Genomic DNA, 13,134 nt, shown 5'->3' with positions numbered 1-13,134 from the left:
CCCGGAGGGAAGGAAGAAGCCATGGCCAACATCGGAAAAGTCGTCCAGGTGATCGGACCCGTCCTCGACATCGAATTCCCCGACGGAACGCTTCCGCCGATCTTGAACGCGGTGCGCGTGAAGGACGACGGCAAGGCGACCGGCGTGCCCATCGACCTGATCGCCGAGGTCGCGCAGCACCTCGGTGAGAACCGCGTGCGCGCGATCTCGATGAAGACGACCGACGGCATGACACGCGGGATGGCGGCGGAAGACCTGGGAGGGCCGATCTCGGTGCCCGTCGGCAAGGAGACGCTCGGCCGGATCTTGAACGTCGTCGGCGACCCCGTCGACGAGCTCGGGCCGGTCAACGCGAAGGAGCGCTGGTCGATCCACCGCGATCCGCCGCGCTACGAGGACCAGTCGACCGAGGTCGAGATGTTCGAGACCGGGATCAAGGTCGTCGATCTCCTCGAGCCCTACTCGAAGGGGGGCAAGACCGGCCTTTTCGGCGGCGCGGGCGTGGGAAAGACCGTGCTCATCATGGAGCTCATCAACAACGTCGCGATGCAGCACGGCGGCTACTCGGTCTTCGCCGGCGTGGGAGAGCGCACCCGCGAGGGGAACGACCTGTACCGCGAGATGACCGAGTCGGGCGTCATCACGCCCGGCGACCCGTCGAAGTCGAAGTGCGCGCTGATCTACGGGCAGATGACCGAGCCGCCGGGAGCGCGGCTGCGCGTGGGGCTGACGGGCCTGACCGTCGCCGAGTACTTCCGCGACGTCGAGAAGCAGGACGTGCTCCTCTTCATCGACAACATCTTCCGGTTCACGCAGGCGGGCTCCGAGGTGTCGGCGCTGCTGGGCCGCATGCCGTCGGCCGTCGGCTACCAGCCCAACCTCGCGACCGAGATGGGGGAGCTCCAGGAACGGATCACGTCGACCAAGACCGGATCGATCACGTCCGTCCAGGCGATCTACGTGCCGGCCGACGACCTGACCGACCCGGCGCCGGCGACGGCATTCGCGCACCTCGACGCGACGACCGTGCTTTCGCGCTCGATCTCGGACAAGGGGATCTACCCCGCGGTCGACCCGCTCGCGTCGACGTCCAAGATCCTGACGCCCCGCGTCGTCGGCGAAGAGCACTACAAGGTCGCCCGCGACGTCCAGCAGGTGCTCCAGAAGTACAAGGACCTCCAGGACATCATCGCGATCCTCGGGATCGACGAACTGTCGGAAGAGGACAAGCTGACCGTCGCCCGCGCCCGCAAGATCCAGAAGTTCCTCTCGCAGCCCTTCTTCGTCGCCGAGCAGTTCACGGGTCTCGAGGGCCGGTACGTGAAGGTCGCCGACACCGTGAAGGGCTTCCGCGAGCTCGTCGAAGGCAAGCACGACGACGTGCCGGAGCAGGCGTTCTACATGTGCGGCACGATCGAGGAAGCGCTCGAGAAGGCGGAGAAGCTGAAGAAAGAGGCTGCTTAGTCGATGTTGAAGCTCCGCCTCGTCACCCCCGAGCGCAAGGTCCTCGACGTCGAGTGCGACGAGGTCGAGCTCCCGGGCGAGCAGGGATATTTCGGCGTGCTCCCCGGCCACACGCCGCTCGTGGCGTTACTCAAGATCGGACAGGCTTCCTACCGGATCGGGAAGAAGGAGAGCTTCGTCGTGATCGGCGGCGGCTTCGCCGAGGTCTCGAACGACACGGTCACCGTGCTCTGCGACTTCGCGGATCTCCCGCAGGAGATCGACCTCCCCGCCGCCCAGCGCGAGCAGGCGGCGGCAGAGGAAGAGATGAGAAGCGTGGGCCCGGAGACGTTCCAGGTCATCAACGCGAAGCTGGAGACCGCGATGGCGAGGGTTCAGGTGGCTTCCCGACGCTAGCGTCGGGAAGCTGGCGGGCGCGGACCAGACGGGTCGCTATACGCGTCCGTGTCACCCGCCGGCGGGCTTAACGTACGCCCCGGTACGCCGCGCCCGCCGGCCGGGCGCCCCGAACGCGTCTTTCAACCCGTCTGGCCGCGCCTCAATCGTCCCATCAACTGATAAGGCGTCCGGGCGCGTGCCGCCCGCGAGACCCACCTTGTCATTCCCGCGCAAGTGATGGCATTCGCAGAATCCAAGCGTTCTCAGGATGCGAGTAATCCGGGCTCTCCTCGCTGGCTCTGTCCATGACACCCGCCGGCGGGCTCAACGTACGCCCCGGTACGCCGCGCCCGCGGGCCGCGCGCCCCGAACGCGTCTTTCAACCCGTCTGGCCGCGCCTCGTCGACATCTCAACTGAACCCAATAACCTGTTAACCGACCTGGCTCCGCTTCGCTCCCTCCGTCCAGACGTCCGCCGTGCCCTACCACCCTCTGTCATGCCCGCGAACGCGGGCATCCAGCGGTCGTTTCATCGCGGTCTGGGCTGCACGGCCCTTCCTCCCCCAACCCCCGGTCGGCTCGGCAGGGCGGTGCGTTTTGCGGTAGAAAATATCTACACGAGGTAGAATCCCGTCATGGCGCTGAACCTCAAGGACCCGACCGCGGAACGGCTCGCGGCGGAGGCCGCGAAGCTTACCGGGGAGACCAAGACCGGCGCGATCCGGACGGCGCTCGCCGAACGCATCGAACGTCTGTCCCTCGGGAAGCCGGCCGGTGGGCGCAAGGGTCGGCTCAGGCGCTTCCTGGAAGAGGAAGCGTGGCCGGCGGTTCCGCCGAAGGTTCTTGGCCGAAAGCTGACGAAGAAGCAACGAGAGGCGATCCTCGGCTACGGCAGGGAGGGAGTGTGATTCTCGATTCCTCGGCACTCATTGCGATCCTCCTCCGTGAGCCGGGCTTCGAACGGCTGCTCGACGCGATCGACGGAGCCCGATCGATCGCGATCGGCTCTCCGACGCTCGCCGAAGCGGGGATCGTCCTTTCGTCGCGTCTGAGCGCAGACTCCCGCTCTCTTCTCGCTCGGTTCCTCGAAGAATCCGGCGCCGACGTCCTTCCGTTCGCGGCCGAGCATGGCCGCGAAGCCATCGGCGCTTTCCGGCGATACGGCAAGGGCCGCCATCGGGCGGCATTGAATTTCGGGGACTGCATGACTTACGCCGTCGCCCGCCTGGCCGACCTTCCCCTGCTGTGCACGGGCGACGATTTTCGGCGGACGGATCTGAAGATCGCGTAGGCGTCAGCGCTCTGTCTGGACGCGCCTCACGGCCTGACCGACTCAGAAGAACGGGCGCGTGCCGCCCGCGAGATCCATCGCACCAGGATTCCGCCGGGTGTCAGCGCCGGGAGATCGTCCGGGCCTCGGGCGGGGCGAGCGTCGACACGGAGACCCGCGTCCACTCGAAGACCCCCTGCGAAGTTCCGGCGTAGAGGCGGGTGCCGCCCGCGTCGATCGCGAGCGAGAGGACGATCGCCGGCGGCGGAAATCCGCTCGAAAGCGCCAACCACGATTCTCCGTCGTCCCGGCTCATGAAGACGCCCTGATATCCGCCGGCGTACAACGTCCCTTCATGCGCGGGATCGCCCACAATCGCGTCGGCGGAGAACTCGCCGGTGGCGCCTCCGGTCTTCTTCCAGGTATCCCCGCCGTCCGTGCTCCGATAGACGCCGTCGCGACCGGCGAAAAGAGTTCCCGCCCGGAACGGAGACGCGGCGAGCGCCGAAATGCCCCCCGCGGGCAACCCGGACAGGAGAGTCCAGGTGATCCCGAAGTCCGAGCTTCTCGCGACTCCGAAATCGCCGGAGACGTAGAGCCTGCCGACCGTCAGCGGATCCACCACGAGCGCCGACAAGATCAGCGGCGAAAGAGCTGAAGTCGGATGAACCGGAAACACGCCGATGTTCCACGTCGATCCCCCGTCGGCGCTCGTGGCGACTTCGCCGCCCGGGGCGACGTCATAGACGATCCCCTCCTGCCTTGGATCGACCGCGACGAGACCGAATTCGACTTCCCTTCCGAAGACGTCGAGCCCCGTCCGACCCCACGATCCTCCGCCGTCGCTCGACTTGAGCAGGCGACTCCCGGTCACCGCATAGACGGTCGCCGGGTCGAGAGGATCCACCGCGACGCTTGGGCCGATGCTGGACGCGCCCGAGCCGAGGGTTTCGGGAAGCATCGTCCAATCTCCGCCTCCGTCTGCCGTTTCCGAGATCCAGTCCGATCCCCCGTAGGTGAAGCCGGCCGAGAAGACGTGCCCGGAAAGCGTCGGGTCGACCACGATTGCGCTGACCGCGACGTCCGCGATTCCGCGGTTCGCAGCCGTCCACGTCCCGCCGCGGCCGGAACTTTCGAAGACGCCGGTCGTGGTGCCGATGAGGATCTCGCCCATGCCCGCGGGAACGATTGTCGCCGCACCTCCATCGAGTGCGGAATCGCCGATCGGCGTCCAGTGCTCGCCGCCGTCGTCGCTGCGCCAGACCCCGTCGTCGATTCGCAGATCGGTTCCTGGCCGGCGGGCGCCGTAGATCACGCCGGGCTGAGCGGGATCGACCGTGAGAGTCGACACTCCCGATGGAGCGGGAAGGGCCTGCCAGCTCGCTCCCCGGTTGGAGAGCCGGAAGACCTGGGAATCGGCGTCGACGACGTACAGATTCGACGGATCGGCCGGATCGACGACCACGTCTCGGATACCGGGGGCGACGTGTCCGCCGTCGACTGCCGCCCACGTCACTCCCCGGTCGTCGGAGCGCAAGAGGTCGACGCCTGTGCCCACGAAGATCGTGTCCGCGTCGGACGGATCGAAGACGATTCGGGTCACGTAGTCGTTGGTGAATCCCGCCAGAGACACGCTCGACCACGTCTCCGCGCCGTCGTCGGTTCGGTAGAGGCCGCTCGCCGTGCCGGCGTACACCGTTTCGGGGCGCGACGGATCGATCGCGAGAGCGTGGACCTCGCACTCGGGAGGACCGTATTGGCCGCACGCCGGCATCGCGGCCCGCCAGGAATCGCCGCCGTTCGAGCTCCGGAAGACCCCGCCGAAACCCGTACCGACGTAGACGATCGACGAGCTCGACGGCTCGACGGCGATCGCGCCGATCGGGCCGGCCCCGAGTTGCGCGGCGGAGCCGGTTCCTGCGAGGCCGCTTGCGATCGATCGCCAGTGCGCACCGCCGTCCACGGTCTTCCAGAGGCGGCTCTGGTACGGCGGGTAGAGCGCGGCGGCTTCGCCGCTTCCCGCATAGATCACCGCGGGTTCCCGAGGATCGACCGCGATGGCGGCGATCGGCGCCCCGAACGGACCGCCGCCGGTCCAGACGTCCCGGCCGCCTTCGACTCGGACCGCGGCGAAGCAGAACAAGACCGCGATGATCCGACGCATTCGTCCATGATACGGGGATGACCGCGCCTTCATGGAGAGCCAAATTGCCCGACCACTCCCGATCCCGCAGGCCCCCGAGGCGTGACCGGTCGTTAAACACCGCCGCCGACGACGCGACGCATAAAAAAAGCCGGGTCGAGTCCCGGCTTTTCACGACCTGATCCGTAAGCCTTCGGCTACTTTTTCTTCTTCTGCTTCGGCTTCTTGGTTTCTTTCTTCGGCGACTTGTCACCCATGCGCGTCACCCCCTCTCGGAAGATCATCTTCCGAGAAACCGGGAGGAAAATCAATCGGGACGTGTCGACTCGTGACTTGCGGCTCGCGACTAGCCCTTCACGACCTCCCGCTTGTCCCCGATCCGCCGCGTGACCTTCTTCTCGTCGAGGTGCTCCAGCAGCGGGATCGCGATCCGGCGCGTGAGATGGAACAGGTCCTTGAACTCGGGGACGGAGATCGGCGACTTTCCGGACGCGCGCAGATCGGAGACGACGCGGTCGACCGCCGACTGCGCGACGAAGAAGCCGCCGGGGAGACGCGCGAGCCGCTTTTCCTTCACGAGGTAGGCGAGGAGTCCCTCGACGATCTTCGGCTTGGCCGAGAGCGCCATCGCGACGTCGCCCGGAGAGGGCGGTTCCAGTCCGCCCTTCTCGAACATCTCGGCGATGCGGTCGGCGAGCTTCTGCTCTCCCCCCGGCAGCGCGCGCTCTCCCGGAAGCCGGACGCTCTCCCCCTCGGAGATCACCTTTCCCGATTCGGCGATCGAGCGCAGGACGACTTCGGCGTCGCGCTCCGGGAACGCGCCGAAGACCCGTTCGATCACGGCCGCCCGGGAGGCGTCCACGGCGCCGGGCCGGCGGGCGACTTCTTCCGCGACCGCGGCCGCCGTGCGCGCGGCGAGATCTTCCCAGCGGGTGTTCGAGAGAAAGAGGCGCCCGGTATCGAGATCGCGGAGCGCCCCGGACTTGAGCTTCTCGGCCAGGAGCGGGCGCACATCCTCTTCGCGGATCCCCTCCTCGCGCGCGAGCTCTTCGCGCGACGCGCCGGCGGGCGACCGCTCGATGCGCCGCGCCAGACGGTCGGCCGGAGACCCTTCGAGGAAGACGCGCCGGTCCTCGGCGGCGATCTTTCGCGGCGGATGGACGTCGAGGATCTCGCCGCCGCCGATCGTCGCCGCGGGGGAGAGCCGCCGCACGATGAACCGGTCGCCGGCGCGCGCCGCGACCGGCGTTTCGAGGGCCAGGAGCGCCGCGACTTGCGTCCCGGGCCGCGCCTCGCCCCAGAGCCGGACGCGCGCGACGTGCTCGGACGCGAAGTGATGGAAAGACGCCTCGTCCCCGTTCTCGAGCGCGGGAGCGTCGGGGAGCATCGTCAGGCGGACGAGCAGGCGACTCGAGGGAACGATCGACTCGGGGGCGACGATCATCTGCCCGCGCCGAAGCTGCTCCCGTTCGACCCCGGCGAGATTCGCGCTCGTCCGCTCCCCGGCGCGCGCCGTCTCGACCGCCTCGTCGTGGACCTCGACGCGCCGGACGCGCGCCTCGATCCTCTCCGGGAGGATCTCGACTTTCTGGCCGGCGGTCAGCGTCCCGTCGACGAGGCTCCCGGTCACGACCGGCCCGAAGCCGGCGATCGAGAAGGCGCGGTCGATCGGGAGCCGCAGCGGCTTGCGGTCGCGATGGCCGGCCGAGGCGTTCGCGATCGCAAACAGCGTGTCGGCGAGCCCGGCCACGCCTTCCCCGGTGCGCGCGGAGACGGGGAGGATCGGCGCGTTTTCGAGGAACGATCCGGCGACGAGCTCGCGCACCTCGAGCTCGGCGACCGCGGCGACATCGGCGGAGACGCGGTCGATCTTCGTGAGCGCGATCACGCCGCGCGAGATGCCGAGGAGCCGGACGATCGCGAAATGCTCCCGCGTCTGGGGCTTGATACTTTCGTCGGCCGCGACGACGAGGAGCACGGCGTCGATCCCACCGGCGCCGGCGAGCATGTTGCGCACGAACCGCTCGTGGCCGGGGACGTCGACGAAGCCGATCCGCGCGTCTCCGCGCGAAAGATGCGCGAAACCGAGGTCGATCGTGATGCCGCGCGCCTTCTCCTCGGGCAGCCGATCGGCATCGATCCCCGTCAGGGCCCGCACGAGCGCCGTCTTGCCGTGGTCGATGTGGCCCGCGGTGCCCACGATGAACCGCCGCGAGATGGCCGTCATTCGGTTCTTTCCACGCTGTGCTTTATCTCATAACGGCAGCACGGATCGCGCTGGCGGTGCTCGATGACCGATCTCAGCCGAAACGTGCTTCGCAGTGCGCTGCGCGCAGCGCGGCCGTCGCCCGCGATCGTTTCGGCCCGCGTCCAACCTGGGGAAAAGAATTTTCCCCAAACCCCTTTTCTCAGGGCCCGCCGACGGCGACGGTGAACGATGGCTTTTCCGCACCACCGATCATCGTCCGCCATCCCAAGCAGAACTTCCCTTTTTCCGAAGGGAGGCGGCAACCGACGCCGCCGAGTCGGATGACGACAGCCGTCCTCTCCGTGGGGTTGAGGCGCGGCGAGCTGCGCGGCTTCATGTGGCGCGAACGAGACAGGCACAATCGTCCTCGGGCTGTTGTCGGCCCGCGCCACGATGGGATAGCCTTCTCCCGTGCCCGAGATGCTGAAGAAGATCGAGAACGACGTGAAGGACGCGATGCGCGCCGGCGACAAGCCGAAGGTCTCGACGCTCCGGCTGCTCCTGGCGGCGCTGAAGAACGAGAAGATCCAGGCGCACCGGGAGCTGACCGACGAGGAGATCGAGGCGGTCATCCGCCGGGGCGTCAAGCAGCGGAAGGACTCGATCGAGCAGTACGCCAGGGGAAACCGTCCCGATCTCGTGGACGCCGAGACCGCGGAGCTCGAGATCCTCAACGGGTATCTGCCGCAGGGCCTCTCCGAGATGGAGCTCGAAAGCGCCGTCAAGAGCATCATCGTCGACCGGGCGCTGACGTCGAAGAAGGAAGTCGGCGCGGTGATGAAGGAGCTCATGACGCGGTACAAGGGGAAAGTCGACGGCCGGCGGGCCCAGGAGATCGCGCAGCGCCTGCTCCCGTGAATGCTTGCCGCACTCGTGCTTCCATGAACGCTTGCCGAGTTCGGGCTTCCATGAACGCTTGCCGCGTTCCCCGGAACGCGCGCGGCGTTCGCTTTCCGTGAACGCGAGCCGCGTCTCCGAAGAAACGGAGATCAAGGTCCCCGTTCCCGATCTGGCCCCCGTCCGGGCCCGTCTGGCCGACAACGGGGCGGCGCGCGTCTCCGAGGTCCACGACGAGATGAACATCCTCTTCGACGACGCCGACGGGCGCCTCGCCTCCTCGAATTGCGCCCTGCGCGTGCGGCACGCGCGCGGACGCGGTGTGGTGACCTGGAAGGGCCCGGCCTCCTTCGAAGGCGCGGTCAAGCGACGCGAGGAGATCGAGCTCGAGGTCCCCGATCCCGCGGCGGCCGAGCGCCTGCTCGAGCGAATCGGATTCGTTCCGAAGTTCCGCTACGCGAAGCGGCGCGAGGAGTTCCGCTGCGTCGGGTGTCTGGTCGCGCTCGACGAGACGCCGATCGGCGCGTTCGTCGAGATCGAGGGCGATCCCGCGGCGATCGCGGTCGCGGCCGCGGTGCTGGGACTGCGCCATGCCGATGCCGAGCGCCGTTCCTACGCCGGCCTGTACCGCCGCGCGAGGGAGAAGGACCCGTCGCTCCCGCCCGACATGCTCTTTCGCCAATGAAGGCGATGCTCCTCTCGGCCGGGCTCGGAACGCGCCTGCGTCCCGCCACCCTCGACCGGCCCAAGGCGCTCTTCCCCTATCTCAATACGCCCCTGATCGACCGGCGGCTCCGCGCGCTCGTGCCACAGGGATTCGCGCAGGTCGCGGTCAACCTTCACCATGAAGGCCGTCAGGTCGTGGAGCACCTGGGCGAGAGCGGGGCGGCCGGCGCGGCCGTGCGCTTCTTCTGGGAGCCGGTGATCCTCGGCACCGCCGGCGCGGTGAAAAACGCCGAGGCGTTCTTCGAAGACGAGGAAGCGGCGGTCTGGAACGTCGACGCCGAGGTCGACGCCGATCTCGCGGCCCTGCTCGCCGCGCACCGGCGCGACGGAAATCTCGCGACGCTTCTCGTCGCCGCCAACCGGGACCCGCGGCGCTTCACGCCGCTCCACGCGGAAGGGTCGCGGCTCGCGTCCATCGGGAGCCCGGGCCCCGCCGGCGGGGAAGCCGAACGGCCCCTCCTCTTCACGGGCGTCTCGATCCTCTCCCCGCGCGCGATCGCCCGGATCCCCCGCGGCCCGCGGTCTCTCGTCGACGACCTCTGGCGGCCGGTCCTCGCCGAAGGAAGGGAACGGATCGGGGTCGTCTTCCACGAAGGGACCGCGTTCGACCTCGGCACGCCCGCCGACGTGCTCGCGGCGTCGCAGGCGGCGATCGAAACGCGAAGCGATTTCGATCCGGCGGAGGGCTTCTTCGACGGCCGCGCGAAGGTCCTCGCCGCCGATCCCTCGGCCGTGCCCGCGGGCGTCGAGCGCTCGGTCGTCGGCCGGGCGTCGCTCGCCCCCGACGCGCTCGTGTCCGGATCCGTCCTCCTCGACGGCGCCGAGCTCGGCCCCGGATGCGTCGTGCGGGAGAGCCTGGTCGGTCCCGTGCGTGTCGCGGCGGGTGAGACCGTCGAAGGGATGTTTCTCTGGCCCGGGGAGATCGGTGTCGTCCGGATTCCTCTTCACGATTCCTCCCAGCGCCGGGAACCGGCGGTGAAATAGAGGACGCGGATGCGTCCCGTGCGGTTGTAGACGCGGACGACCGCCATGCGCGACCGCCCGTCGGAGAGATAGAGCGAACCCGGCGTGCATTCGCCGAGCGGCGAGAACGAGCAGATGTTGCTGCGGTTGAAGCGGATCGGGTCGTCGGACCCGGTCAGGAGCTTCGACGGCGCCGACGGATCGGGCACCGGGATCCCCTGCAGGATCGCGATCCGCACGTCGCCGCGATCCCAGCCGTGCGAGCCGACCGACGGCTTGTCCTTCCCGGAGAGAATGTCCCGCGTCAACACGCCGTTGCCGTTGCCGTCCCAATAGACGCCGAGGCGATATCCGCCGGGAAGGATCTCGATCCGCACCGCCGCCTCGCGCCCCATGCGGATCGCGGTGGCGCGCGCCATGCGGAAGGTCATCGCGGCCTCCTGGCCGGCCGTGTGGATCCGGACGTACGCGTAGAGTCCCTGCGCGGAGGGGACGGCGATCATGAGAAGCGCCGCCCCGATCGCCACCGCCGCGAGGAGCTCGACCAAGGAGAACCCGCTCGATCTCATCTTCGCTTTCGAAAAAGAGGGCCCGGCCGCCGAGCCGGCGACAGGCTCGCCGACCCCGCCGGGCCCGAAACGTTCACGCCGCCTTCGCCGCTTTCGCGCGCGAGCGGGAGCGCATCCCCGTGGACTTGATCTTCTCGGTGAGAGTGGTCGCGCCGGAGACCGTCAGGTGCGGCCGCAGGACGACGAAGAGCTTCTCGCCCACGCCCTTGACCTCCATCAGGTCCTCGATCTTCTTGAAGGGTCCGTTGGTCTTGCGATATTCGACGACCTTCTGCGCGAGCTTCAACCCGACGCGGGGCAGCAGCGCGATCTGCTCGGCCGACGCCGAGTTGACGTTGATGGTTCCGCTCGCGGCCGAGGTATTCGCCGCCCCTTTGGCGGGCGCCGCGGGTTTCGCGCCGGAGGCGAGGCCGGTCGACGCGAGGAGAAGGGCCGTGATCATCCACTTCTGCATGGGGTTTCCTTTCCTGTCGTGGTCTTTCTTTTCGTTTCTCTTCCCGGAGATTTGTCCTCATCCCTTTTCCGCGGCTATTCCTTCATCGTCACCTCCCATAAAAATTGTTCGGACGGGGAGAAGGCGAACGGCAGGCCAGAGAAGGATCCCGCATAAACCGTTGTCGCCTTGGAACTTCAACGGAAGCCGGCGTCGCCGCGATCGGCGTCGCCGGCAAAAGGTCTTTGCACGGCGCCGCGCGAGACGTGGCCGATGCTCGGGTTCGTCTGGTGGCGAAAATCCGGGCGGGAGAAAGATTTTTTGTCGGCTCTATAATCGCGCGCCGTGAGCGGAGAGCGGAAGGAGATCGTCGTCGGGGTGTCGGGAGCGTCCGGAAGCGCGCTCGCGATCGGGTTCCTGCGATCGATCCTCCCGCTCGACACCGTCGGCCGCGTCCATCTCGTCGTCTCCTCGGCGGCGCTCGCGGTCGCCCGTCAGGAGATCGGAAGCGGGTTCGGGGACGCCGCCGCGTTCGTCCATGCGCTCGAGCTTCCCGCCGGAGCGGCGGAGAAGATCGCGCTCCACGGCAACGACGATCTCGCCGCGCCGATATCGTCGGGGTCGTACCCGACCGACGGGATGGTCGTGATCCCGTGCAGCGGCGGCACCCTCGCCTCCATCGCGCACGGGGTCTCGCGCGGGCTCCTGCAGCGGGCCGCGGACGTGACGCTCAAGGAACGGCGGCCGCTCGTCCTCTCGTTCCGGGAGAGCCCCTACTCGCTCGTCCACCTCGAGAACATGGCGGCGGTCACGCGCGCGGGCGGAATCGTGATGCCGCCGTCGCCCGCCTTCTACATCGAGGCGCCGTCGATGGAGCGGCTGATGCAGGCTTACTACTTTCGGGTGGCGCGGGTGTTCGGCCTCGAGCTTCCGGACGACTTCGTATGGCGCGGACCGCGACGTTGACCGCGCCCCTCGGGCGATTCCGCGAATCGCTCGAGATGATCAAGTTCTCGCACACCGTGTTCGCGCTTCCGTTCGCGCTGCTCGCCTACTTCCGCGCGGCCGGGCCGACACCGCCGGCGCGGACGTGCGCGTGGATCGTCGTCGCGATGATCGGCGCGCGGACCGCCGCGATGGCTTTCAACCGGATCGTCGACCGCGCGATCGACGCGGAGAACCCGCGGACGGCGGCGCGCGCGCTTCCGGCCGGGCGCCTCCCGGTCGGCTTCGCCGCGGGATTGTGTCTCGCGGCGAGCCTCGTGTTCCTCCTCGCGGCGTTCGAGCTCAACCGCCTGGCCTTCGTCCTCGCGTTCCCGACGCTCGCCGTCCTGCTCGGCTACTCGTTCACGAAGCGCTTCACGGTCCTCTCGCACGTGGTGCTGGGGGTCTGTCTCGGGATCGCCCCGGTCGGAGCGTGGGTCGCCTTCCGCGGGAGGATCGAGTGGCCGCCGATCGCGCTCGGCGCCGCGGTCGTCTTCTGGACCGCGGGCTTCGACGTGCTCTATGCGCTTCAGGACGAGGAGTTCGACCGCGAGCGCGGGCTTCGGTCGCTCCCGGCGCGGCTCGGGACGGTGCCCGCCCTCTGGATATCGGGCCTCTTCCACGCCGCCACGCTCCTCTTCCTGGCGCTGTTCGCGCGGGCGGTCGCCGGAGGGCCGCTCATGAGCGCCGCGATCGTCGTCGCGGCCGTCGCGCTCGCCGTCCAGCACGCCCTCGTGAAGCCCGGGGATCTTTCGCGGTTGAACGCCGCGTTCTTCACGGCCAACGGGGTCCTGTCGGTTGCGGTGGCCGTGCTGGGGATCGCGGACCTGTGGATTCGATAGCCGGCGCGGCGATACATCGAGCCGGCCGGGCGCGTGCCGCCCGCCGGCGGCTCGACGTACGTTCTGTGTACGCCTTCACCGCCGGCGGCCGACCCGCATCCCGGCGGGCTCGCGTCTGGCCGCGCCTCGCCGTTGCGGTCAACTGAACCTCGACGTCGGCAATCGCACCGGGAGGTCGGGCGCGGACCATACGGGCTGCTATACGCGTCCGTAGCACCCGCCGCCGGGCGCAACGCCCCGGTACGCCTTACCCGCCGGCGAGTGCCCCGAACGCGTC

General features: G+C 68.6%; 13 protein-coding genes. 9 read left to right on the top strand and 4 right to left on the bottom strand.

Annotated features, from left to right (window positions below):
- Positions 1 to 21: 21 nt before the first annotated feature.
- The 4 genes from atpD (at position 22) to VKH46_09640 (ending at position 3,133) form a co-directional block, all read left to right on the top strand.
- On the top strand, positions 22 to 1,464 hold the full coding sequence (atpD, locus tag VKH46_09655; protein HKB71097.1) for a F0F1 ATP synthase subunit beta: 1,443 nt from the start codon (positions 22 to 24) through the stop codon (positions 1,462 to 1,464).
- Positions 1,465 to 1,467: 3 nt separating this feature from the next.
- Positions 1,468 to 1,860 (top strand): ATP synthase F1 subunit epsilon, encoded by a 393-nt coding sequence (gene atpC, locus VKH46_09650; GenBank protein ID HKB71096.1) that lies wholly within the window; start codon positions 1,468 to 1,470, stop codon positions 1,858 to 1,860.
- A 617-nt stretch (positions 1,861 to 2,477) separates the two neighbouring features.
- Positions 2,478 to 2,750, top strand: coding sequence for a type II toxin-antitoxin system VapB family antitoxin (locus VKH46_09645; protein HKB71095.1), 273 nt, complete (start codon positions 2,478 to 2,480; stop codon positions 2,748 to 2,750).
- A complete protein-coding gene (locus VKH46_09640) occupies positions 2,747 to 3,133 on the top strand; it encodes a type II toxin-antitoxin system VapC family toxin (GenBank protein HKB71094.1) in 387 nt (128 codons plus the stop codon). Before VKH46_09645 ends, VKH46_09640 begins: the two co-directional genes overlap by 4 nt.
- Positions 3,134 to 3,233: 100 nt before the next feature.
- Here the strand turns inward: VKH46_09640 and VKH46_09635 are convergent, their stop codons facing one another.
- On the bottom strand, positions 3,234 to 5,276 hold the full coding sequence (locus tag VKH46_09635) for a hypothetical protein (protein ID HKB71093.1): 2,043 nt from the start codon (positions 5,274 to 5,276) through the stop codon (positions 3,234 to 3,236).
- A 325-nt stretch (positions 5,277 to 5,601) separates the two neighbouring features.
- Positions 5,602 to 7,482, bottom strand: a complete 1,881-nt coding sequence (gene selB / locus VKH46_09630) for a selenocysteine-specific translation elongation factor (protein ID HKB71092.1) — start codon at positions 7,480 to 7,482, stop codon at positions 5,602 to 5,604.
- Between the two features lie 441 nt (positions 7,483 to 7,923).
- Here selB and VKH46_09625 point away from each other — a divergent pair, with 441 nt between their 5' ends.
- The 3 genes from VKH46_09625 to VKH46_09615 all read left to right on the top strand — a co-directional run bounded on the left by VKH46_09625 (position 7,924) and on the right by VKH46_09615 (position 10,050).
- Positions 7,924 to 8,361: a GatB/YqeY domain-containing protein gene (locus VKH46_09625; GenBank protein ID HKB71091.1), complete on the top strand. Its 438-nt coding sequence runs from the start codon at positions 7,924 to 7,926 to the stop codon at positions 8,359 to 8,361.
- Positions 8,362 to 8,458: 97 nt separating this feature from the next.
- On the top strand, positions 8,459 to 9,025 hold the full coding sequence (locus tag VKH46_09620) for a class IV adenylate cyclase (protein ID HKB71090.1): 567 nt from the start codon (positions 8,459 to 8,461) through the stop codon (positions 9,023 to 9,025).
- Positions 9,022 to 10,050 (top strand): sugar phosphate nucleotidyltransferase, encoded by a 1,029-nt coding sequence (locus tag VKH46_09615; protein ID HKB71089.1) that lies wholly within the window; start codon positions 9,022 to 9,024, stop codon positions 10,048 to 10,050. The genes VKH46_09620 and VKH46_09615 overlap by 4 nt, the downstream gene beginning before the upstream one ends.
- Here the strand turns inward: VKH46_09615 and VKH46_09610 are convergent.
- Together VKH46_09610 and VKH46_09605 are read right to left on the bottom strand one after the other, a co-directional pair.
- Positions 10,011 to 10,598, bottom strand: coding sequence for a GspH/FimT family pseudopilin (locus VKH46_09610; GenBank protein HKB71088.1), 588 nt, complete (start codon positions 10,596 to 10,598; stop codon positions 10,011 to 10,013). The genes VKH46_09615 and VKH46_09610 overlap by 40 nt on opposite strands.
- Positions 10,599 to 10,671: 73 nt before the next feature.
- Positions 10,672 to 11,052, bottom strand: a complete 381-nt coding sequence (locus tag VKH46_09605; GenBank protein HKB71087.1) for a helix-hairpin-helix domain-containing protein — start codon at positions 11,050 to 11,052, stop codon at positions 10,672 to 10,674.
- 324 nt (positions 11,053 to 11,376) lie between these two features.
- Between VKH46_09605 and VKH46_09600 the strand changes: the two genes are divergently transcribed.
- Positions 11,377 to 11,997 (top strand): UbiX family flavin prenyltransferase, encoded by a 621-nt coding sequence (locus VKH46_09600; GenBank protein HKB71086.1) that lies wholly within the window; start codon positions 11,377 to 11,379, stop codon positions 11,995 to 11,997.
- Positions 11,994 to 12,857 carry a UbiA-like polyprenyltransferase gene (locus tag VKH46_09595; protein ID HKB71085.1) on the top strand — a complete coding sequence of 288 codons (864 nt, stop codon included), beginning with the start codon at positions 11,994 to 11,996 and terminating at the stop codon, positions 12,855 to 12,857. The genes VKH46_09600 and VKH46_09595 overlap by 4 nt, the downstream gene beginning before the upstream one ends.
- The last annotated feature ends 277 nt before the right edge of the window (positions 12,858 to 13,134 follow it).

This window comes from Thermoanaerobaculia bacterium (genome assembly GCA_035260525.1).
Classification (GTDB): Bacteria; Acidobacteriota; Thermoanaerobaculia; order UBA5066; family DATFVB01; genus DATFVB01.
This window is presented reverse-complemented; position numbering and strand designations above follow the sequence as displayed.

Excerpts from the sequence above, each read along its gene's own strand:
- atpD (HKB71097.1), top strand. The coding sequence starts at position 22 with ATGGCCAACATCGGAAAAGTCGTCCAGGTGATCGGACCCGTCCTCGAC.
- atpC (HKB71096.1), top strand. The coding sequence starts at position 1,468 with ATGTTGAAGCTCCGCCTCGTCACCCCCGAGCGCAAGGTCCTCGACGTC.
- VKH46_09645 (HKB71095.1), top strand. The coding sequence starts at position 2,478 with ATGGCGCTGAACCTCAAGGACCCGACCGCGGAACGGCTCGCGGCGGAG.
- VKH46_09635 (HKB71093.1), bottom strand. The coding sequence starts at position 5,276 with ATGCGTCGGATCATCGCGGTCTTGTTCTGCTTCGCCGCGGTCCGAGTC.
- selB (HKB71092.1), bottom strand. The coding sequence starts at position 7,482 with ATGACGGCCATCTCGCGGCGGTTCATCGTGGGCACCGCGGGCCACATC.
- VKH46_09625 (HKB71091.1), top strand. The coding sequence starts at position 7,924 with ATGCTGAAGAAGATCGAGAACGACGTGAAGGACGCGATGCGCGCCGGC.
- VKH46_09615 (HKB71089.1), top strand. The coding sequence starts at position 9,022 with ATGAAGGCGATGCTCCTCTCGGCCGGGCTCGGAACGCGCCTGCGTCCC.
- VKH46_09610 (HKB71088.1), bottom strand. The coding sequence starts at position 10,598 with ATGAGATCGAGCGGGTTCTCCTTGGTCGAGCTCCTCGCGGCGGTGGCG.
- VKH46_09605 (HKB71087.1), bottom strand. The coding sequence starts at position 11,052 with ATGCAGAAGTGGATGATCACGGCCCTTCTCCTCGCGTCGACCGGCCTC.